Raw genomic sequence first — 20519 nt, forward strand, 5'->3', positions numbered from 1 at the left:
GCCTCCCCGGCCGCCCGCCGTCGCGCCCGCACGTCCGCCGTCCGCACCTCCGAGCCGCGCCTGGTGCCGCCGGTGCTGGTCCGCGACCACCGCGTGCGGGTGCCGGTCGACCGCGAGGACCCGTCGCGCTATCCGACGATCGAGGTGTTCGCGCGCGAGCTCGTCGACCCGGCCCGGGACGCCGAGGACCTGCCGCCGCTGCTGTTCCTGCAGGGCGGCCCCGGCGGGATGGGCCCGCGCCCGCTCGGCGGCGGCTGGTGGTCGACGGCCCTGCGCACGCACCGGGTGGTGCTGCTCGACCAGCGCGGCACCGGGCGGTCCTCCCGGGTCGACGGCCGGACGATCGCGCGGTTCGGCTCGGGCGAGGAGGCGGCCGACTACCTGGCGTGCTTCCGGGCGGACGCGATCGTCGAGGACGCCGAGGCGGTGCGCCGCGCGGTGTACGGGGGGCGGCGGTGGGCGACGCTCGGGCAGTCGTACGGCGGCTTCCTCACGCTCACCTACCTGTCCCGGCACCCCGAGGCGCTGACCGCCTGCTACGTCACGGGCGGCCTTCCCGGCGTCGCGGCGACCGCCGAGGACGTCTACGCGCGGACGTTCCCGCGGCAGGCCGCGCGGGTCGCCGCGTTCGCCCGCCGGTACCCCGAGGACGTCCAGCTGCTCGGGGCGCTCGCCGACCGGCTCGCCGCCGGCGACGTCGCGCTGCCCGACGGCGACCCCTTCACCGTGCGCCGGCTGCAGACCCTCGGCATGCCGCTCGGCATGAGCACCGGGGTGGACGCGCTGCACTGGCTGCTGGACACCGTCGACCTCGACGCGGACGGGGCGCCCGACGACGCGTTCGCGCTCGCGGTGCAGACCCAGACCGGGTTCGACGCGAACCCGCTGTACGCGGTGCTGCAGGAGGTCATCTACCACCAGGGCGAGCGGGAGGGCGGCTGGGCCGCGCAGGCCGAGCTCGACCGCCGGCCCGACCACGCGCCCGACGCGCGGCCGCTCGCGCTGACCGGCGAGGCGGTGTTCCCGTGGATGTTCGACGAGATCCGGGCCCTGCGGCCGTTCCGGGCGGCGGCGGAGGCGCTCGCGGCCCGCACGTCCTGGCCCGCCCTCTACGACCCGGAGCGTCTGGCGGCCAACGAGGTGCCGGTCGCCGCGGTCCAGTACGTCGACGACCCGTACGTGGACCTCGACCTGGCGACGGCGACCGCGGACGGCGTCGGGAACGCCCAGGTGTGGGTCACGAACGAGTACCTGCACGACGGCCTGCGCGCCGCGGGCGACGTGATCCTCCCGCGGCTGATCGACCTCGCGGCGGGCCGCCGGACGGTCACCCGCCCCTGACCGGGCGCGGGCGGGCCCGGGCTCAGAGCAGGCGGCGGGAGCCCGGGCGCACGACCCGGAGCCAGCGGTAGCCGTACGCGGGCAGCTCGACCTCGACCCGGCCGTCGGGGTCGACCTCGCACGCCCCGTCCTCCAGCAGGTCGACCAGGCGGACCGGGTCGTCGTCGCCCGCCGCGCTGCGCTCGGTGGCCGTCCCGTCCGCCGGCCCCGCGTCGCCGGGCTCGCGGACCAGGTCCCGCAGCCGCAGCGGCACGGTGACCGCCTCCGGGCCGAGGTTGTGCACCGCGATCATCGACGCGTCCTGCCACGTCGACCGGTGCGCGAGCACCGCCGGGTGCGGCTGGTCGAGGATCTCCGCCCGCTCCGCCCAGCCGAGCTCCGGGCACTCCCGGTAGCGCCGGACCAGGGTCGTGATGAACGACAGCAGCGAGTCCGGGTCCCGCCGCTGGTCGGCGACGTTGACGTGCGCGGGGGCGTACCCGCCCTCGGTGACCGGGCCGGCGAGCCGGCGCGGGGTCGCGGCCGAGAACCCGCCGTTGCGCCCGGACGTCCACTGCATCGGCGTCCGGACGGCGAGCCGGCCGTCGGCGGCGAGGTTCTCGCCCATGCCGATCTCCTCGCCGTAGAACAGCACGGGCGTGCCGGGCAGGGTGAACAGCAGGGAGTAGACCATCCGGATCCGGCGCGGGTCCCCGTCGAGCATCGGCGGCAGCCGGCGGCGCAGACCGCGGCCGTAGAGCTGCATGTCCTCGTCGGGGCCGAACGCCGCGAACACCTCGGCGCGCTCGTCGTCGGACAGCTTGTCCAGGGTCAGCTCGTCGTGGTTGCGGACGAACGTCGCCCACTGCGCGTCGTGCGGGATGGGCGGGCGGTCGCGCAGCGCCTGCGCCAGCGGCCCGGCGTCCTGCCGGGCCAGCGCCAGGTACATCTGCTGCATGGCCACGAAGTCGAACTGGAGGTTCAGCTCGTCGCCCTCCGCCGACCCGTCGCCGTCCTGGTCGCCGAAGAACATCCGCTGCTGCTCGTACGGCAGGTTGACCTCGCCCATGAGGACCGCGTCGCCGGTCCGCCGGCTCAGGAACGCCCGCAGCGCCTTGAGGAACTCGTGCGGGTGCTCGATGTCGTCGTGGGGGCTGTTCGCGGCGTCGGCGAGCATGAACGGCACCGCGTCCACCCGGAACCCCGACAGGCCGAGCTCCGCCCAGTAGCCGACGACCTTGGCGATCGCGTCCCGGACCTGGGGGTTCGCCGTGTTGAGGTCCGGCTGGTGCCGGTAGAACCGGTGCCGGTACCAGGCGCCGGCCTGCTCGTCGTACGTCCAGATGCCCTGCTCCTGGTCGGGGAACACGACCTGGTCGGAGGTGGGCGGCGGCTCGTCCGTGCGCCAGACGTAGAAGTCCCGGAACGGGTTGTCGGGGCTGCTCCGCGCGGCCTTGAACCACGGGTGCCGGTCGGACGTGTGGTTGACGACCAGGTCGGCGATCACCCGGATGCCCCGGTCCTTCGCGGTGCGGATGAGCTCGACCAGGTCGCCGGCGTCGCCGAGCCGCGGGTCGACCCCGAAGAAGTCGGTGATGTCGTAGCCGTCGTCCCGGTCGGCGGTCGGGTAGAACGGCATCAGCCACAGGCAGGTGACGCCGAGGTCGGCCAGGTGGTCGAGCCGCTGCACCAGCCCGGGGAGGTCGCCGACGCCGTCGTCGTTCCAGTCCATGAACGTCTCGACGTCCAGGCAGTAGACGACGGCGTTCTTCCACCACAGGTCGCCGGTGTCGCGGATCCTCACGAGGCGTCCGTCCCCTCGGTGCCCGCGTCCACGGCCCGCAGCGCCGGGAGCAGGTGCTCGGCCGCGAGGTCGATGAACGCGTCCAGCGACGACGGCGGGTGCGTCACCGTGGGCGCGGCGTCGTCGTGCTTGCCGTGGTCCGGCCGGACGTCGGTGGCCACCTGGTGCAGGTAGACCTCGTCGAACCCGACCTCGACCAGCTCGACCAGGCGGTCCCGGAGCCGGGCCGGGTCGGCCTCGATCACCACCCCGGTGCTCAGCGTGTCGTCGTCCACGGTGGCGGCCAGCTCGTCGAACGCCTCCGGCGTGGCGATGTCCCACGCGGCCGGCGGGCCGGCCGCGTTGCCCGCCCACTGCTCGCGCGCCAGCCGCCACGCCTCGTCGGGGTCCGACGCGTACGACACGTGCACCTGGAGCGCGATCGGCCCGCGGCCGCCCGCGTCCCGGTACTCCCCGATGACGCGGCGCATCGTCTCGAGGTCCTGGTTGACCGTGACCAGGCCGTCGGCCCAGTCGGCGTGCGCCCGGGCGGTCTCCGGCGTCACGGCGGGGCCGATCAGCCGGGGCGGCACCTCGGGGAGCGTCCAGAGCTGGGCGCGGTCGACCGTCACCAGGCCGTGGTGCGTGACCTCCTCGCCGGCGAGCAGCGCGCGGATGACCTGGACGCACTCGCGCAGCCGGGCGTCCCGCTCCGGCTTCGGCGGCCAGGGGTCGCCGGTGATGTGCTCGTTCATGTTCTCGCCGGAGCCGAGCGCGACCCAGAACCGGCCCGGGTACATCGCGGCGAGCGTCGCGGCCGCCTGGGCGATGATCGCGGGGTGGTAGCGCTGGCCGGGCGCGTTGACGGTGCCGAACGGGAGCCGGGTGGTGGCCAGCGCGGAGCCGAGCCAGGTCCAGGCGAACCCGGAGTGGCCCTGGTTGGTGCCCCACGGCGCCCAGTGGTCGGAGCACATGGCGGCGTCGAAGCCGGCCTCCTCCGCGTGCTGGACGGCCGCGAGGAGGGCGGACGGGTGGACCTGCTCGTGCGAGCTGTGGAAGCCGACGCGGGTGGTCATGCCCCCTGTTCCTACCGGCTGCGGCGCCGGTCCGCGCGGCGAGCGGGCGCCGCACCCCTCCGCCGGTCGCGGGCCGGCGGCGCGGGTCGAGGGCGCGGCGGCGTCGTCGGCGCGGCGCGAGGTGCAAGGGATGTCACAGCGCCCCGGGCCCTCCGGCCGCGGATCGGTCCGGGGGGACGACGTAGGCTCTTGCGACGTGGCGACCTTCTCCGCCGTGACGCGCGCGCACATCCTCCAGGCCATCGCCGAGCACGACTCGCGCGGGGCCGAGGCCTTCCTCGGCGTCTACGGCTTCCCCGCCGGCGGCGGCTTCTTCCTCCACGAGGACCGCCCCTACCCGACGACCGCGATCCTCGGGGTCGCGCACCGGTTCGCGACCGGGCGGCTCGCGGGCGCCGACGAGTTCCACGGCGGCGAGGACGCGGCCCAGGCGCTGCTCGCCCGGCGCGGGTTCGACGTGCCGCAGGCCGCCGCTGCCGCGCGCGCCGCGGCCCCCGCCCGGGCGCGGTCCGCCGCGCCGAAGGCCCAGCGGGCGCCGCGCGCCGCCGCCACCCCGCGGGCGAGGAAGCCGGAGCCGGTCGAGTTCACGAAGACCTGCCCGACGTGCTCGATGGTGCTGCCGGGCACGGGGATCTGCGACTACTGCGACTGAGTCGGACCTGGGCCGAGCCGGTGCCGGGGCCGGGCCGCTCCCGGGGCTGAGCCATCGGTGCGGCTGAGCCGCCGCAGCGGCTGAGCCGCTACCGCGGCACCGCCGGCGCCCCGCCCGCCGCGGGCTGCCGGATCGCGTACCCGAGGTCGGCGAGCGCCTCGGCCGCGCCCGCCGGGTCGTCCCGGACCGCGGCGCGGAGCTGGACCGCGCGCCATCGGGTCCGCCCCGCGCAGACCGCCGCGCGCCAGCCGGGCCGGGTGTCGAGGCCGAACTCCCGGACCAGCATCTCGAGCACGTCCTCGAACGACGGCCGGAACCGGTGTCCGCCGAGCGGGAAGTGCAGCGTCGACACCCGCGGCACCCGGCCCCGGCGGACCGCCGAGGTGCGCGCGCGACCGCGCAGCCGGTGCCCGGCCGCCATCATCGCGAACACCAGCTCGTCGCGGTGGCCGTGCACGTTGAGGTGCGCCGCCGGGACCTTGTCGTCGGAGTCCGCGTCGTAGTCGTACCGGAACAGCGGCTCGTCGGTGCCCTCCGCGGCGATGGACACGGTCGACCGGCGGACGGCGAGGAAGCGGCCGGTGCGGTCCCAGCCGCAGTCGAAGGACGCGCGCAGCCGGAGCACGACGACGCCGTCGACGGCCAAGGGGATTCCCTTCGGCGGGTCCTGCTGGACCGTCTGGTGCGTCAGCGGGGTCGCGGTCGGGCGGACGTCGAACGTGCCGCCATCCCCCGGCACGACGCCGCGCAGGGTGCTGCGGAGGTCCGCGGCGAACCGCTGCGTCACGTCCGCCAGCGACCCACCCTCCCGCTCGTCCGCGGCGGCGGGCTGCGCGGCCCGGTCGGAGGCGTCGTCACTCACCGAGCATCCTGCCCAGCGTGAGGTACTCCTCGTACGCGATCCGCTGCTCGGGGGAGAGCTGCCAGGTCTCGTACCGCTCCTCGATCGTCTCGAGGTCGAGACCGATGCTCGCGAGCTCTTTCGCCCGCTTCTCCCGCATCTCCTCCTCGGTCATGATGATGAGCCGGCCGTAGCTCTTGGGGATGACCTGCATGATCGTTCCTCGGACGTCGACGGACGGTCCCTCGGGGCGGCTGCCGGACCGACGCCGATCACGCTAGCCGCACCGCGCTCTGCGCTGTCCAGCCCCATCTCCACGGGCGCGGGGCGGCCCGCCGCCGCCCCGCCGCCCGCGCTCACCCCCGGGCGGGCACCACCGCGTCGACCGCCTCGAGGATCTTGTCCAGCACCACCGCGCGGTCGAACTGCAGCGCGAACTCGCGGGCCGCGTCGGCCCACTCCTCGCGCTCGGCACCCGTGACGCCGAGGGCCCGGTCCAGCGCTGCCGCGATCGCCGCGGGGTCCTCGACCGGCACGATGATCGCCGTGTCGCCGACGGCCTCCGGGATGCCGCCGGTGTCGGTCGTGATCACCGGGCCGCCGCCGGAGAGCATCTTCTCCACCAGCGCGATCCCGAACGTCTCGACGAACTCCGGCCGCGGCTTGCTCGGCAGCACGTAGGCGGCGGCGCCGGCCATGAGGTGCGGCTTCTCGTCGTCGGACACGTCGTCGAGGAACAGCACGCGGTCCGCGACGGGCGAGGCGGCCGCGTGGGCCCGCAGCTGTGCCGCCTCGGGCCCGTTGCCGGCGATCACCAGGCGGTGCGTCCCCGGAGCGCCGCTGGCGGCGTACCCGTCGATGAGGTCGTCCACGCCCTTGGCCGCCGCGAGCCGGGACAGGTAGAGCACGTACCCGTCCCGGTCGAGGCCGCGCGCCCCCAGCACGGCGTCGGTCTCGGCGTCGTCCCGCGCGAGGTACTGCGCGACGTCGACGGCGGGGTACGAGATCCGGACCCGCTCGCGGCACTGCGCGGCGAACGTCGTGCCGTGCTTCGCGTCGAGCGCCTCCGCCTCCGTGATGATGAGGTCGCGGGTGTACTCGGACACGGCCAGGCAGACGTCGTGCTCCAGGTAGGACGCGAGCACGTGCGCGGCGGCCCCGAACTGGTCGGCCTCGACGCAGGCGCGCACGACGTTGGTGACGTCCGACCCGACCGCCTCGGCGACCGTGGTCACGTTCACGGGCAGCCCGGTGCGCCGGGCGACGTGCACGGCGTCGGCGACCGCGGTGGCGTGCGGGCTGAGGTACAGCGACAGCGCGACGGTGGGCACCCCGTCGGTGAACAGCTCGACGAGCCGGCCGATCAGGCCGGCCACCCACCGGCCGTCCGGGACCTTGTAGTCGCCGACCGGTCCGGGCCGCTCCACCACCACGCCGTCGCGGTACGGGAGCACCCGGTCGAGCGGCTTGAGCGGCAGCCCGGCGGCCTGCAGCCGGTCGATCGGCCAGGTGACGATCCGCACCTCGTCGAACCCGCGGTCGAGCGCCGCCTCGGCGAGGTTCCGGGCCTCGCCGGAGTGGCCGCAGATCACCGGGTCGGCGCGCACGACGATGACGAGGCGGCGGTCCACGGGCCCGGTTCGGGACCCAGGTCGACCTGCAGCCGGCCGCCGGCGTGCAGCTCGGTGCCGGTCAGCCACGTGCGGTCCAGGTCGGCCCCGTCGAGCCGCACGCGCTGCACGTACTGCGCGGGGCCGTCGGGCTCGGGTTCCACGAAGCCGCTGGTCTCGACCGTGAACGCCGTCCCGCCGACCTCGACCCGGGACTCGCGCCACGCGGGCGCGTTGACCAGGAACAGGTTCTGCCCGGCGACCGGGAACAGCCCGAGCGAGGCCCACACGTACCAGGACGACAGGCCGCCGGAGTCGTCGTTGCCGGGCAGGCCGCCGCGCCCGGTGCCGAACTGCTGCTGGGTCACGGCGTGCACGACCTCGGCGGTGCGGTCGGGGCGCCCGGCGTACTGGTAGGCCCAGGGCGCCTCCATGTCCGGCTCGTTGTTCAGCCCCTCGAACCGGTGCAGCCCGTACCCGGCGAGCATCTCGTCCTCGGACGGCGCGAGGCCCGGCTGCTTCACCGGGTCGGCGCCGTACCCGAAGAACCGGTCCAGCAGCGCCACGAAGGCCTCGTCGCCGCCGGCCAGGTCGATCCGCCCCGCCATGTCGTGCAGCAGCCGGAACGAGTAGTTCCACCGGCCGCCCTCGTAGAACGTCGAGTCGCGCAGGAGCCCGGTCGCCGGGTCGAAGGCGTTCCGCCACCGGCCGGCGAGCGGCGCGAACTGGTCGAGCAGCGCGCGGTCGCCGACCTGCCGCGCGATGACGGCGGTGCAGAAGTAGCCGAACGCCAGGTCCAGCGTGTGGCTGATCGGGTGCGTCCGGCCGTGCAGCAGGAACTCCTCGCCGTACGTGCGGCGCAGGTCGTTGTGCAGGTGCACGAGCGCCCAGTCCCAGTCGAACGGCAGGCCCAGCGCGCACAGGTCGGCCAGGAACGTGTGCGCCAGGGCGCTGCCCTGCCGGGAGAACCGGTCGGCGCCGCGGGCCATCCGGTACCCGATCGGGAAGTTCCCCTCCTCCTCCGCGATGTGCAGGATCGCGGTGGCGAGCTCCACGGCCTTGTCCGGCACCAGCGCCGTCAGCAGCGGGAGCTGCGTGCGGTAGATGTCCCACATCGTCGCGATGTCGTAGGCGAACGGGGTGTCGGTCGGCCAGAACGGGCTCTCGTCCGGCGCCAGGCACGGCTTGATGAGCGAGTGGTAGAGCGCGGTCGACAGCACGGTCTGCTTCGCCGCGGACGGGGTGTCGACCTGGACCTTGCCGAGCTGCCGTCGCCACTCGTGGGCGGTGCGGGCGCGCCGCTCGGCGAACGACGACGGCCCGGGCCCGCACTCGCGGACCAGGTTCTCCCGCGCCTGCTCGACGCCGCGCAGCGAGAACCCGAACCGCAGCTCGACGACCTGCCCCGGCGCGGTCGGCCCCGCCCACATCAGGCCGAACGGGCGCAGGGTCGTCGGCCGGATCCGGTCGAAGTCGAGGCGCGTGCCGCCCGGCATCAGCCGGCGGTCGTACCAGAGCAGCTGCCGCCACTGCGGGGTGTCGCACTCGACGTGCACGGCCAGGGGAGCGCCCTCGACGGTGATCTCGCCCTGCGCGACGCCCGGCGCGACGGACTCCAGGTGCGCCCGCAGCGGCACGGTCCGGCCGTACGGGATGTCGAGCCCGCCGAGGCTCAGGTCGATGACCAGGCGGGCGTCGCGGTGCGCGGGGAACGTGTACCGGTGGACCGCCGACTTGGGGCCGACGGTGACCTCGCAGCGGATGCCGGAGTCGAGCGTCGCGGCGTAGTAACCGGGCTCGGCGCGTTCGTCGGACACCTCCCAGAGCTGCCCGAGGTCGTCCAGCGGCTGCAGCATCGGGGTGACGCGCACGTAGTTGTAGTACTTGCGGATCGCGCCGGTGCCGGACTGCTGGAAGTGCGTGAAGCCCGACGCGCGCTGCGTGGCGTGCAGGGCGGGCGGGAGGCCCTCGGTCGACAGGTCGTACCGGCCGTAGCCGGTCGGGTACGCGCCGGAGTAGGCGCAGGCGCTGACCATGCCCAGCGGGTACGTCGCGCCGGGGTGCGTGTTGCCCACCTGCGGCTTGGGCCACCACCAGGTGGCGGCGAGGCCGCTCTGCGGCGGCAGCGCGGTGGCCTCGGTGCCGATGAACGGGTCGACGTGCTCGAACACTCGCGTCACCTCCCGTCGGTCGCGTCGTCCGGGCGCGGCGGCGCGACCGGTGGACGGGACCGTACGCGCGGAAGGTGTCCGGAGGGTTACGGCGCGCTGGCTGACCACTCCGGTTCCAGGTGATCGTTGATCAGGGTTGCTACTGAGTAATGACGTGTCCCGGAGCGCCGCTATAGGCCGAGAGCGCTCGTTCGCGAGAGTCCACGATCTCGTCCGCCATACGCCGCACAGCGCGGAAAAGCCAACGCTCGGCTGCTGACCCAGGGGTGTATGTGGCCTCGGCGATGCTATTCACGCGACCCTGTTCCTCTAGCAGTGCGGCATTATTGAAGTTCTCGTCCCCGGGCGCGTAAACACCCAGGGTCTTGCCGCCATTGGCGTTAACCACTGAGAAACTCGGAACGTCACTAGGGCCATCTGCAATATAGATCATATTCTTGATTGGGACTCGGCGCTGATCCGGAGGTATGACCGAGTTGACCGTGACTTCACCCGCATTGCCGAGGTTGATCCCCTTATTGATCTCGAATATCGCGCGCGTCTTGCTCGTGTTGTCGATCGTGTAGCCAATTTGTTCTAGGGTGTCCGAGTGTGCAGGCAGCTGCTGGAGAAAACCAGGAGGAGCAGCCTGTGGAAGAAGGTCGCACGCCCATACCCCCTGTACATGAGGAAATATCGCACTGCCTTCGATCATCGCCCTCAAGCCGGTCGATACGACGTAGTTCTCCAGCCGTATTTCGTGCTTGACGTAGCGCTCCTCGGTGGCCACCACCTGCGCGAGCCGTGCCAGAAAATCGGGCATGCCGGGCGCGAGTTCGATCCGGGCCCCGAGCTCGCGGAGTTTGGCGTTTGTCAGTCCGGAAAAGACGCCCGAGCGTACGTACGAGATGATGTGGTTGAGGTATACGTTGTCCTGAGAGACGCGGTCACCGCCGCGCGCGTAGTGAGCCGCTAGCGCGTTTACCTCCTCCCAAAATGTCTTCGGGTCGACGCCGTACTCATCGAACATCGGGTCCTGCATGTAGGAGTGCGTCAACGTCTTGTCGAAGTCCCAAATGATTGCAATGACATTCTGTGTGTAGATCGCAGGCGGCATTATGCGATCTCCGTAGCGGAGAATTGGACTCGCTCACCGGTCTCCCACCATCCCTGCAACTCCATGCCTGACCCGCGAAGGAGTTCGTGCGCTTGTCCAATCAGGCCTATTGGTACTACTGCGCGACATGACCACTCCCGCGCCTGGTATGACTCGATGAGGGTGTCCCATTTCACGGAGCTCAATGCCTGAGTGAACACTTCGACCTGCTTGATAGACGCTACCTCCACGACCCCGAGGATCGATGTGCCACCTTCCGAGATCGTATGCGTCGAGCACTCCATGCCTGTGGCGTGCCATGCGGCCATTGCCGCAGTCATCACAGGCGACTGCTCGTACTCGACTTCCACGAGTGCCTCCACGGGTCTCGGAACCGTCCTGGATCACCCACGTTACCCACTTCGTTCCCGTTGCGTGGGTGATCCTGCACGTGTCCTTCTGACTTCAGTTTTTCTTGCCGACACTGCGCCGAATGGGCGATGCGGTTCCGAGGAGTTCATCTCGGAGGGTGTGGTTGCCGAGAGGGAGTGCATGACCGAGGCGCTGCCGCTCCCGCCCGCCGGGTGGTACCCCGACGGGGTGACGCCCGGGGTGCTCCGCTGGTTCGACGGCGCGGGCTGGACCGAGCACACGGCGCCGGACCCGGCGGCGCGGGTGCCGGCGCCCGCCCCGGCGCCCGTCGCGGAGCCGGTCCCGGACGCCCCGGCGCACCGCCCGCCGGGCACCCACGCGGCGGCGGCCGCCGGGGCGCCGGCGCACGCCCGGCTCCCGGGCACCGCGGGGACCGCAGCCGGTCCAGGTGCCCTCGTCGGCGCGTCGTCGGTGACGAACCCGTACGCGCCGCAGCCCGCGGTCGGGGCCGTCGCCACCGGCGGCGCGTACGCCCCGGGCCACGCGCACGCCGCCGCGCCGGGCGGGCCCTGGTACCCCGAGCCGGAGCGTGCTCGCCTCGGTGCCGGCCCGCGCGACCCCGTGCACTGGCTGCTGCCGACCGGGCGGTCCTGGCAGTCGATCGTCGCCGGCTACGTCGGCCTGGTCTCGCTGCTGATCTGGCCGCTCGGCCCGGTCGCGATCGGGTTCGGCCTGTGGGCGGTGCGCCGGGGCGCGGCCGGCGGGCACGGCCGCGGGCGCGCGGTGTTCGCCGTCGTCGTGGGCACGGCCGCCACCGGCCTGCTCACCTTCCTGCTCGCCTCGGGCGCCCTGACCGTCTGAGCGCGGGCGCGCAGGCGCTCGCCCGGGCCCACCGCGACGGCGGCCCGGGCGGGCGTCCGTGCTCAGCCCCAGGAGCCCCGGGCGTACTGCACCGGCCACCCCGTCGGCTGCCCCGGGAGCACGGTCGCGGCGGCGTCCCCGGCGTGGTCGAGCGTCGGCGTCTTGTCGTCCAGCGCGTGCGCGGCGCGCAGCGGCCAGTGCGGGTCGAACAGCGCCGGTCGGCCCAGCATGACGACGTCGGCGGAACCGTCGGCGAGCACCTGCTCCGCCTGCTCCGGGGTGGTGATGAGACCGACGGCGGAGGTGGCGATCCCGGCGGTCTCGCGGATCGTGCGGGCGGCCGGCACCTGGTAGCCCGGGCCGACCGGGATGCTCGCGTGCACGTTGCCGCCCGAGGAGACGTCGACCAGGTCGACCCCGTGCTCCCGCAGCCAGACGGCGACCTGCGCGACGTCCTCGACGGTCAGGCCGCCCTCGGTCCAGTCGGTGGCGGACACGCGCACCAGCAGCGGGCGGTCGTCGGGCAGCACGGCGCGGACGGCGTCGACGGTGTCGAGCAGCAGCCGGGCGCGCCCGGCGAGGTCACCGCCCCAGGCGTCGTCGCGGTGGTTCGACAGCGGGGACAGGAACTGGTGCAGCAGGTAGCCGTGCGCGGCGTGCACCTCGACCAGGTCGAACCCGGCGTCCAGGGCGCGCCGGGTGGCGGCCGCGAACTGCCCGGGCACGGCCGCGACCTGCTCCGGGGTCATCTCCCGCGGCGCGGCGTACCCGTCGAACGCGACGGCGGAGGGGGCGACGGTGTCCCAGCCGCCGCCGGCCGCGGGCACCGTGCCCGCGCCCTCGCCGAAGCCGCGGTAGGTCGACGCCTTGCGGCCGGCGTGCGCGAGCTGCACGCCCGCGACGGCACCGCGGCTGCGGACGAAGTCGGTGATCCGGCGCCAGGCCACGACGTGCTCGTCGCCCCAGATGCCGACGTCCTCGGGGGAGATCCGGCCCTCGGGGACGACCGCGGTCGCCTCGGCGAGCACGAGGCCGAACCCGCCGACGGCCCGGGCGCCGAGGTGTGCGAGGTGCCAGTCGGTGGGCACGCCGTCGCCGGCCGCCGAGTACTGGCACATCGGCGCCAGCCAGACCCGGTTCCGGAACGTGGTGCCGCGCAGCGTCAGGGGGCTCATCAGGAGGCTCACGTGAGCATCGAACCGCGCGCACGACCGGCGTCATCCCGTCCGGACGCGCACGTGACGCATGTCACAGCCGGCCGGTGCGGCCCCGGGTGTGCGCCCGGGCGTCAGTGCGCGGCGTCGAGCCAGGCGAGCAGGACGTTGCCGACCGTCAGCAGGCCGAGGACCAGCAGCCCGACGCGCAGCAGCCCGTCGCCGACCGCGCCGCGCGGCGCCGCGGTCGAGGGGCGGTCCGGCCCGTCCTCGTGCTGGCCGGCGTGCAGGCCGCCGACCTCCCGGTTGGCGGGCTGCGTGTACCGGGGCGGGCCGCCGGCGCCGGGCCGGTCGTCCGTCGCCGCCGCGACCTCGCCGTCCGTCGACCCGTCCGTCGACCCGGCCGTCGGCCCGTCCGGCGGCGCGCCCGGCTCCCGCGGGCCCGCCGCGCGCGCGTCGGGCTGCCAGACGGCGGGCGGTCGGAACACGTCGTCCACCGTGAGCTGCTCCGGGCTGGCGGGCCCGCCGAGCTCGGCGGCCAGGTACTGGGCGACCAGCGCCACGTCGTCCGCGGAGAAGACCGTCTCCAGCGCCGCCAGGTGGGCCGCGAGCTGCGGCTCGCCCACCACCGTCGCCCCGCCCCGGACCGCGGCGGGGTCCAGGTCGCGCCCCGCGAGCGACACCACCGCGCGGACGGCCCGTCGGTGGGCCGGGGCGAGCAGCGCGGTGACGGCACCCGCCGCGTCCGCGACCGCCGCCACGTCGGCCGTGCGGCCGTAGCCGCGGTGCCGCAGGGTGCCGTCCTGCGCGGTGACCTCGCCGGTCCAGCGCAGCGTCTCGACGACCACCACGCCGCCGTGCCCGACGGCGACGTGCTCGACGGTCGCGTCCGTGCTGCCGGGTCGGTGCAGGTCGCGCAGCACCGTCCACCCGGCGGCCTCCGCCGCGGCGAGGGCCTGCCGGGTGCCCGCCAGGTCGGCGGCGTCGGTCAGCCAGGCGTCGAACCAGTCGTCGGACCGGTCGGCCTCGGGGCGCGCGGAGGGCACGCCGGCCGCCCTGCGTGCCGCCGTGCGCCACAGCCCGCGGCGGCGCGTGCGCCGCGCGGTCGGCTCGGTGCCGATCCCCTGCTCCACACGGGACCTATCGACACGCAGGGGCGGGATGCTGAGCGGAACGGCGCATCCGGTGGTCCCACGGGGGGAGCGCCGGTTCTAGGCTCGGCGCGTGGCCGCCCTGCGCGATGTCGTCGTCGACTGCCGGCACCCCGCCTCGCTCGCGCGCTGGTGGGCGGGGACGCTCGACGGCTACCGGGTGGCGCCGTACGACGAGGCCGAGCTCGCCCGGCTCCGGGCACAGGGGATCGAGGACCCGGAGGACGACCCGACGGTGCTGGTCGAGCCGGAGGAGCCGGGTGCCGGACCGCGGATCTGGTTCCAGCGCGTCCCGGAGCCCAAGACGGCGAAGAACCGCGTGCACCTCGACCTCACCGTCCCGGACCTGGCCGCGGGCGTGGCGGCCCTGGTGGCCCGCGGCGCGACGGTCGTCGCCGACCACGGCGCGTGGGTGGTCCTGGCCGATCCCGAGGGCGACGAGCTCTGCGTCTTCCCGGCCTGACCGCTGCCGGGACGACGCAGGGGGCGCGCCCCGGGGTGTCCCCGGGTGCGCGCCCCCTGCGGGTGCCGCGGGCGTCAGGCCAGGGCCCGCCACGCCTCGCGTCGACGGGCCTGCTCGTCGGGGTCGGGGACCGGGAGGCTCGCCAGCAGCCGCCGGGTGTACTCCTCGCGGGGCGCGCCGAGCACCTCCTCGCCGGTGCCCTCCTCGACCAGCCGGCCGCGGTGCAGCACCGCGATCCGGTCGGCGAGCAGGTCCACCACCGCGAGGTCGTGGCTGATGAACAGGCACGCGAACCCGAGCTGCTCCTGCAGCTCCGAGAACAGCTCGAGCACCCGCGCCTGCACCGACACGTCGAGCGCCGAGGTGGGCTCGTCGGCGATCAGGAGCTCGGGGTCGAGCGCGAGCGCCCGGGCGAGCGACGCGCGCTGGCGCTGGCCGCCGGACAGCTCGTGCGGGAACCGGTCGCCGTAGGACCGCGGCAGCTGCACGGACTCCAGCAGCTCGTCGACCCGCGCCCGCGCGGCCCGGGCGTCGCGCGCCCGGCCGTGCACGACCAGCGGCTCGGCCACGCACTCGGCGATGGTGAGCAGCGGGTTGAACGACGTCGCCGGGTCCTGGAACACGAACCCGATGCGCGGACGCACCGGTCGCAGGGCGCGCTCGCGCACCCCGTTCATCTCCAGCCCGAGGACCTGGAGCGAGCCGCCGGTGACCCGGGTGAGGCCCGCGATCGCCCGCCCGATGGTGGTCTTGCCGGACCCGGACTCGCCGACCAGGCCGACGACCTCGCCCGGCCGGATGGCGAGCGAGACCCTGTCGACCGCCCGGAACCCGGGCTGCCGCAGCCGCCCGGGGTAGACGATCTCCAGGTCGCGCGCCTCGACCACCGGCGCCTGGTCCGCCCAGCCCGCGGGCCGGGCGGCGGCCCGGGCGCGGGCGTGCGCGCCGCCCCCGCCGATCCGCGGCACGGCGTCGAGCAGCGACCGGGTGTACTCGTGCTGCGGGGCGCCGAACAGGTCGCGCACCGGCGCCTGCTCGACGATCTTCCCCTGGTACATCACGGCCACGCGGTCGGCGAGGTCGGCCACGACGCCCATGTTGTGCGTGATGAGCACGATCGCGGCGCCGAACTCGTCGCGGCAGCGCCGGAGCAGGTCGAGGATCTCGGCCTGCACGGTCACGTCCAGGGCGGTGGTGGGCTCGTCGGCGATGATCACGCCGGGGTCGAGCACGAGCGCCTGGGCGATGACGATGCGCTGCTTCTGCCCGCCGGAGAACTGGTGCGGGTAGTGGTCGATCCGGCGCTCCGGGTCGGGGATCCCGACGCGGCGCAGGATGTCGACGGCCTTCGCCCGCGCCTCGGCCCGGCCGATCTTCTGGTGGGCCCGCAGGCCCTCGACGATCTGCCAGCCGACCGGGTAGACCGGGTTGAGCGCGGTCGACGGCTCCTGGAACACCATGGCGGCGTCCCGGCCCCGCACCTGGCGGAGCGCCGCGCCGTCGAGCGCGACCACGTCGCTGCGGACCGCGCCGTCCCGCGAGGACAGCACGACGGCGCCCCGGGTGGTCGCGGTGGACGGCAGCAGGCCGAGCAGCGTCTTGGCGGTCACCGACTTGCCGGAGCCGGACTCGCCGACGACGGCCAGCACCTCCCCGGCGGCGACGGTGAGCGAGACGCCGTCGACCGCGCGCACGTCGCCGGCGTCGGTCGCGAAGGACACCGACAGGTCGGTGATCTCGACGACCGGCTCGGCCGAGGCGCCCTGGTGCGGCGTGGTGTCGATGCGTGCGGTCATCGGGCCGCCTCCGTCCCGGGCTCGAGGCCCTCCAGACCGCCGGGGGCGGTCAGCGCGCCGCCGGGGACGACCGAGGTCGCGGCGACGTCACCGGTCACGTCGGCCGACGCACGGCGGGTGCGCAGGCGCGGGTCCGCCAGGTCGTTCAGGGACTCGCCGACCAGCGTGATGCCCAGGACGGACAGCACGATGGCGAGGCCCGGGAACACCGAGGTCCACCAGATGCCCGACGTGACGTCGGCGATGGCGCGGTTGAGGTCGTAGCCCCACTCGGCGGCCTGGGTCGGCTCGATGCCGAACCCGAGGAAGCCGAGCCCGGCGAGGGTCAGCACGGCCTCGGACGCGTTGAGCGTGATGATCAGGGGCAGCGTGCGGGTCGCGTTGCGCAGCACGTGCTTGGTCATGATCCGGGTGTTGCTCGCGCCGATGACGCGGGCCGACTCGACGAACGCCTCGGACTTGATCCGGATCGTCTCGGCGCGCACCACGCGCAGGTACTGCGGCGTGAACACGACGGTGATCGAGAGCGCGGCGGCGAGGACGCCGCCCCACATGTCGGACTGGCCGCCGCTGATGACGATGGCGAGCACGATCGCGAGCAGCAGGGACGGGAACGCGTACACCGCGTCCGCGACCACGACGAGCACCCGGTCGAGCCAGCCGCCGAAGTAGCCGGACACGAGGCCGAGCAGCACGCCGATGAACAGCGAGGCCGCGATGGCGATGATCATGACGAGCAGCGCGGTGCGCGACCCGTAGATCACGCGGGACAGCACGTCGAAGCCGCCGACCGTGGTGCCGAGCCAGTGCTCGGCCGAGGGCGGCTGCTGGGCGCCGAACGGGCCGTCCGCGTCGCGCAGCTGGTTGAAGCCGTACGGCGCGAGCAGCGGCGCGAGCAGGGCGGTGAGGACCAGCAGGCCGGTGAGCACCAGGCCGGCGATGAGCATGCCGCGCTGGAGGCCGACGCTCTGCCGGAGCTGGTGCACGACGGGCAGCCGGCGCCAGCCGCGCCGGGGCGTCGTGGCGGCCGGGGCCTCGGGGGCGGTGGCGGGGGTGGTCGCCATGTCAGTACCTCACCCTCGGGTCGATGAGCGCGGCGATGACGTCGACGAGGAAGTTCGTCACGGCGACGATCACGGCGAGCAGCACGACGATGCCCTGCACGGCGACGAAGTCGCGCGCCTGCAGGTACTGCGACAGCTGGAAGCCGAGGCCGCGCCACTCGAAGGTCGTCTCGGTGAGCACCGCGCCGACCAGCAGCATCGCAACCTGCATGCCGACCACGGTGATGATCGGGATGAGCGCGGGCTTGTACGCGTGCTTGCGCAGCAGCCGGGACTCGCGGACGCCGCGCGACCGGGCCGCGTCGACGTAGCCGGAGCCGAGGGTGCCGATCACGTTGGTCCGCACGAGCCGCAGGAACACGCCGGCGGTGAGCAGCCCCAGCGCGATGGCGGGCAGCACGGCGTGCTGGAGCACGTCCGCGACGACCTCGCCGTTGCCGGTGCGGATCGCGTCGATCAGGTAGATCCCGGTGGGGTCGTCGAGCTGCCGCATCTCGATCTCGGAGCGGGTCGACGCGCGCCCGGACACCGGCAGCCAGTCGAGCTGCACGGCGAACACGAGCTTGAGCAGCAGGCCGGCGAAGAACACGGGCGTGGCGTAGCAGGCGATGGCGAACACGCGCAGCACGGCGTCGTGGTACCGGTCGCGGAAGTACGCGGCGAGCAGCCCGAGCGGGATGCCGACGACGAACGCGACGAGCAGGGCGTAGAACGCGAGCTCGAGGGTGGCGGCGCCGAAGGTGGTGAGCACCTCGGTCACGGGCCGGCTGTCGCTGAGCGTGGTGCCGAAGTCGCCCCGCAGGATGTCGCCGAGGTACTCGCCGTACTGGACGAGGATCGGCCGGTCGTAGCCGGCCTGGTGGATCCGCTCGGCGAGCTGGTCGGCGGGCAGGCGCCCGCCCTGGGCGGCCGTGATCGGGTCGCCGGTCGCGCGCATGAGCACGAACACGACGGTGACCAGGATGAACACGGTCGGGATGATCAGCAGGAACCGCACGAGCAGGTAGCGGCCGAGCCCGCCGCCGGCGCCGCGGGTGCGCGGCTCCTTGCGGGCGGGCGTCGCGCCGCCTCCGGCGGCGGTCGCGTCCGCTGCGCCGGTGGGCTGCAGCGGACCGGTGGTGGAGGTGGAGGTCATGTCTTCTTCCCGGTGACGCCGCGGCGCGGGCCGCTCGGGTGAGCGGCCCGCGCCGGGCGTGGTGTCGGTCGGATCAGCCGAGGGAGAGCGCGCCGTAGCGGAACTTGAACGAGGCGTCGAGGGTGTCCTCGGCGCCGGTCACGTCCGCACCGACGACGGCGACCTGGGCGCCCTGGAGGTACGGCACCGTGGACAGGTCCGCGGCGACCGCGTCCTGGATCTGCTCGATGAGCGCGGTGCGCTCGCCGGCGTCGGCGGTGACGGCCTGCTGGAGGATCAGGTCGTTCACCTCCTGGTTGTCGTAGTGGTTGCCCAGGAAGTTCTCCGTGAGGAAGAACGGCGTCAGGTAGTTGTCCGCGTCCGAGTAGTCCGGGAACCAGCCCAGCTGGTAGGCGGGGTACACGTCCGAGGTGCGGTCCTTGGCGTACTGCACCCACTCGGTGGTCTGCAGGTCGACCGTGAACAGGCCGGTGGACTCCAGCTGGTCCTTGATCAGCGCGTACTCCTCGCCGGAGGAGGGGCCGTAGTGGTCGTTGCTGTACTGCAGCGACAGCTGGACCGGGGTCTCGACGCCGGCGGCCTCGAGGGTCGACGCGGCCTTGTCGGCGTCCGGCCCGCCCTCGCCGTCGCCGTACAGCGGCTTGAGCGACTCGGTGGCGCCGGTGAGGCCCTCGGGGACGTAGGAGTACAGCGGCGTGTAGGTGCCCTTGTAGACCTGGTCGGCGATCTCCTCGCGGTCGATCAGGTCGGCCACCGCCTGCCGGACGGCGAGCGCCTTGGCCTCGTCGGCCTCCGGCGTCGTCGCCCCGTACGGCTGCGTGTTGAAGTTGAACGTGATGTAGCGGATCTCGCCGCCGGGGCCGTCGACGACCTTGACGTTGTCGTCGCCGCGCAGGTCCTCGATGTCGGTCGCGGACAGGCTGCGGAACGCCACGTCGACGTCGCCCTGCTGCACGGCGAGCTTCAGGTTGGACGCCTCGGCGTAGTAGGTGACCGAGACCTCCTCGTTCTTCGGCGCGCCGAGCAGGCCCTGGTACTCCGGGTTGGCCTCGTACGACACGAGGTCGTTCTGGCTGTACCCGGTGATCGTGTACGGGCCGGCGAACGCCTGGCCGTCGACGATCTCGTCGTCCGGGGTCAGCGCGTCGGCCGCGAAGACCTCCTCGTCGACGATCGGGCCCGCGGGGCTCGACAGGATCTGCGGGAACACCTGGTCGTCCGGGGACTTCAGGGTGAACACGACGGTGGTGTCGTCGGGCGCCGCGACGCTGTCCAGGTTGTAGAGCAGCGAGCCGGGGCCGTTGCCGTCGTCCGCGCCCGACTCGAAGATCGCGAGCTGACGGTCGAAGGTGAACTTCACGTCCGAGGACGTGAGGTCGTTGCCGTTCGCGAAGGTCAGGCCCGGCTTCAGGGTGACCGTGTACTCGGTCGGCGAGGTGAACTCGGCCGACTCGGCGATGTCCGGCTCGACGTCCGGGCTGCCGAACGGCGTGTTCATCAGGAACGGGTACACCTGGTTCATCACGGCGAACGAGCCGTTGTCGTAGGAGCCCGCGGGGTCGATCGTCGTGATCTTGTCGGTCGTGCCGATCAGCAGCGAGCCGCCGCCGGACGAGCCGCCGCCGTCGGAGGTGTCGTCGCCGCCGTCCGAGCCGCCGCCGCACGCGGCGAGGACGAGGGCGGTGGCGGCCAGGCCGGCCGCGGAGACGATGCCGCGCCGGCGGCCGAGGGGAACCGCAGTCATTGCGTGTACCTCTTCCCTGAAGGAGGTCCAGCCGGGGCGCGGCCGCCCGGGGTGACCCGGCGGCGCGTCCCCGGTCGCGTGGGGGTGTCGCGTGGTCGCGGGCGCTCGGGCGCCCGTGACGTGGGTCATAGGAGTAGCACAGGATGTGAGACTTTCGAACATTCCCGTGTTACGCGGACATTTCGGATCTGAAAAGGTCCAGGTCAGGGCGCCGGGACCGCGATGTTACCGAGCAGTAGGAATGATTGCCG

At 73.8% G+C, this 20519-nt stretch carries 17 protein-coding genes; 4 read left to right on the top strand and 13 right to left on the bottom strand.

The window, feature by feature from the left end; all coding sequences use genetic code 11:
- Positions 1 to 60 precede the first annotated feature (60 nt).
- Positions 61 to 1341 carry an alpha/beta fold hydrolase gene (locus MHY85_RS02455; RefSeq protein WP_239192818.1) on the top strand — a complete coding sequence of 427 codons (1281 nt, stop codon included), beginning with the start codon at positions 61 to 63 and terminating at the stop codon, positions 1339 to 1341.
- A 22-nt stretch (positions 1342 to 1363) separates the two neighbouring features.
- Here MHY85_RS02455 and MHY85_RS02460 read toward each other — a convergent pair whose 3' ends face one another.
- On the bottom strand, positions 1364 to 3124 hold the full coding sequence (locus MHY85_RS02460) for an alpha-amylase family protein (RefSeq protein WP_239192703.1): 1761 nt from the start codon (positions 3122 to 3124) through the stop codon (positions 1364 to 1366).
- Positions 3121 to 4179: a TIGR03885 family FMN-dependent LLM class oxidoreductase gene (locus tag MHY85_RS02465; RefSeq protein WP_239192706.1), complete on the bottom strand. Its 1059-nt coding sequence runs from the start codon at positions 4177 to 4179 to the stop codon at positions 3121 to 3123. The genes MHY85_RS02460 and MHY85_RS02465 overlap by 4 nt, the downstream gene beginning before the upstream one ends.
- 196 nt (positions 4180 to 4375) lie before the next feature.
- Between MHY85_RS02465 and MHY85_RS02470 the strand changes: the two genes are divergently transcribed.
- A complete protein-coding gene (locus MHY85_RS02470; RefSeq protein ID WP_239192709.1) occupies positions 4376 to 4831 on the top strand; it encodes a hypothetical protein in 456 nt (151 codons plus the stop codon).
- Positions 4832 to 4919: 88 nt separating this feature from the next.
- Here the strand turns inward: MHY85_RS02470 and MHY85_RS02475 are convergent, their stop codons facing one another.
- The 5 genes from MHY85_RS02475 to MHY85_RS02495 all read right to left on the bottom strand — a co-directional run bounded on the left by MHY85_RS02475 (position 4920) and on the right by MHY85_RS02495 (position 10549).
- Positions 4920 to 5693: a hypothetical protein gene (locus MHY85_RS02475; RefSeq protein WP_239192711.1), complete on the bottom strand. Its 774-nt coding sequence runs from the start codon at positions 5691 to 5693 to the stop codon at positions 4920 to 4922.
- Entirely contained in the window at positions 5686 to 5886 is a 201-nt protein-coding gene (locus MHY85_RS02480) for a hypothetical protein (protein ID WP_239192713.1), read from the bottom strand. Before MHY85_RS02480 ends, MHY85_RS02475 begins: the two co-directional genes overlap by 8 nt.
- A 142-nt stretch (positions 5887 to 6028) precedes the next feature.
- The gene (locus MHY85_RS21720; protein WP_239192716.1) at positions 6029 to 7303 is read right to left on the bottom strand and encodes a glycosyltransferase; all 1275 of its coding nucleotides are present in this window, start codon (positions 7301 to 7303) and stop codon (positions 6029 to 6031) included.
- Positions 7261 to 9462 carry a glycoside hydrolase domain-containing protein gene (locus MHY85_RS02490; protein WP_239192719.1) on the bottom strand — a complete coding sequence of 734 codons (2202 nt, stop codon included), beginning with the start codon at positions 9460 to 9462 and terminating at the stop codon, positions 7261 to 7263. The genes MHY85_RS21720 and MHY85_RS02490 overlap by 43 nt, the downstream gene beginning before the upstream one ends.
- 130 nt (positions 9463 to 9592) lie before the next feature.
- Positions 9593 to 10549 (bottom strand): HAD family hydrolase, encoded by a 957-nt coding sequence (locus MHY85_RS02495; RefSeq protein ID WP_239192722.1) that lies wholly within the window; start codon positions 10547 to 10549, stop codon positions 9593 to 9595.
- 531 nt (positions 10550 to 11080) lie between these two features.
- On the opposite strand from MHY85_RS02495, the gene MHY85_RS02500 reads away from it, so the two are divergent.
- On the top strand, positions 11081 to 11761 hold the full coding sequence (locus MHY85_RS02500; protein ID WP_239192725.1) for a DUF2510 domain-containing protein: 681 nt from the start codon (positions 11081 to 11083) through the stop codon (positions 11759 to 11761).
- A 62-nt stretch (positions 11762 to 11823) separates the two neighbouring features.
- On the opposite strand, the gene MHY85_RS02505 is transcribed toward MHY85_RS02500, so the two are convergent.
- Together MHY85_RS02505 and MHY85_RS02510 are read right to left on the bottom strand one after the other, a co-directional pair.
- Complete coding sequence (locus tag MHY85_RS02505; RefSeq protein WP_374232699.1) at positions 11824 to 12948, bottom strand: NADH:flavin oxidoreductase/NADH oxidase; 1125 nt, start codon at positions 12946 to 12948, stop codon at positions 11824 to 11826.
- A gap of 101 nt (positions 12949 to 13049) precedes the next feature.
- The gene (locus tag MHY85_RS02510) at positions 13050 to 13961 is read right to left on the bottom strand and encodes an NERD domain-containing protein (RefSeq protein WP_239192728.1); all 912 of its coding nucleotides are present in this window, start codon (positions 13959 to 13961) and stop codon (positions 13050 to 13052) included.
- 178 nt (positions 13962 to 14139) lie between these two features.
- On the opposite strand from MHY85_RS02510, the gene MHY85_RS02515 reads away from it, so the two are divergent.
- The gene (locus MHY85_RS02515) at positions 14140 to 14529 is read left to right on the top strand and encodes a VOC family protein (RefSeq protein ID WP_239192731.1); all 390 of its coding nucleotides are present in this window, start codon (positions 14140 to 14142) and stop codon (positions 14527 to 14529) included.
- Between the two features lie 74 nt (positions 14530 to 14603).
- On the opposite strand, the gene MHY85_RS02520 is transcribed toward MHY85_RS02515, so the two are convergent.
- From MHY85_RS02520 to MHY85_RS02535, 4 genes are all read right to left on the bottom strand, one after another.
- Entirely contained in the window at positions 14604 to 16325 is a 1722-nt protein-coding gene (locus tag MHY85_RS02520) for an ABC transporter ATP-binding protein (RefSeq protein WP_239192733.1), read from the bottom strand.
- A complete protein-coding gene (locus tag MHY85_RS02525) occupies positions 16322 to 17389 on the bottom strand; it encodes an ABC transporter permease (RefSeq protein WP_239192736.1) in 1068 nt (355 codons plus the stop codon). Before MHY85_RS02525 ends, MHY85_RS02520 begins: the two co-directional genes overlap by 4 nt.
- Position 17390: 1 nt before the next feature.
- Positions 17391 to 18524 (bottom strand): ABC transporter permease, encoded by a 1134-nt coding sequence (locus MHY85_RS02530; RefSeq protein WP_239192739.1) that lies wholly within the window; start codon positions 18522 to 18524, stop codon positions 17391 to 17393.
- A gap of 73 nt (positions 18525 to 18597) precedes the next feature.
- Positions 18598 to 20268, bottom strand: coding sequence for an ABC transporter substrate-binding protein (locus MHY85_RS02535; RefSeq protein WP_239192742.1), 1671 nt, complete (start codon positions 20266 to 20268; stop codon positions 18598 to 18600).
- Positions 20269 to 20519 lie beyond the last annotated feature (251 nt).

Source organism: Cellulomonas sp. ACRRI (assembly GCF_022346185.1).
In the GTDB taxonomy this organism is placed as follows: domain Bacteria; phylum Actinomycetota; class Actinomycetes; order Actinomycetales; family Cellulomonadaceae; genus Cellulomonas.

Coding starts and splice junctions, on each gene's coding strand:
- MHY85_RS02465 (WP_239192706.1), bottom strand. CDS start 4,179: ATGACCACCCGCGTCGGCTTCCACAGCTCGCACGAGCAGGTCCACCCG.
- MHY85_RS02480 (WP_239192713.1), bottom strand. CDS start 5,886: ATGCAGGTCATCCCCAAGAGCTACGGCCGGCTCATCATCATGACCGAG.
- MHY85_RS02495 (WP_239192722.1), bottom strand. CDS start 10,549: ATGCCGCCTGCGATCTACACACAGAATGTCATTGCAATCATTTGGGAC.
- MHY85_RS02500 (WP_239192725.1), top strand. CDS start 11,081: ATGACCGAGGCGCTGCCGCTCCCGCCCGCCGGGTGGTACCCCGACGGG.
- MHY85_RS02520 (WP_239192733.1), bottom strand. CDS start 16,325: ATGACCGCACGCATCGACACCACGCCGCACCAGGGCGCCTCGGCCGAG.
- MHY85_RS02525 (WP_239192736.1), bottom strand. CDS start 17,389: ATGGCGACCACCCCCGCCACCGCCCCCGAGGCCCCGGCCGCCACGACG.
- MHY85_RS02530 (WP_239192739.1), bottom strand. CDS start 18,524: ATGACCTCCACCTCCACCACCGGTCCGCTGCAGCCCACCGGCGCAGCG.
- MHY85_RS02535 (WP_239192742.1), bottom strand. CDS start 20,268: ATGACTGCGGTTCCCCTCGGCCGCCGGCGCGGCATCGTCTCCGCGGCC.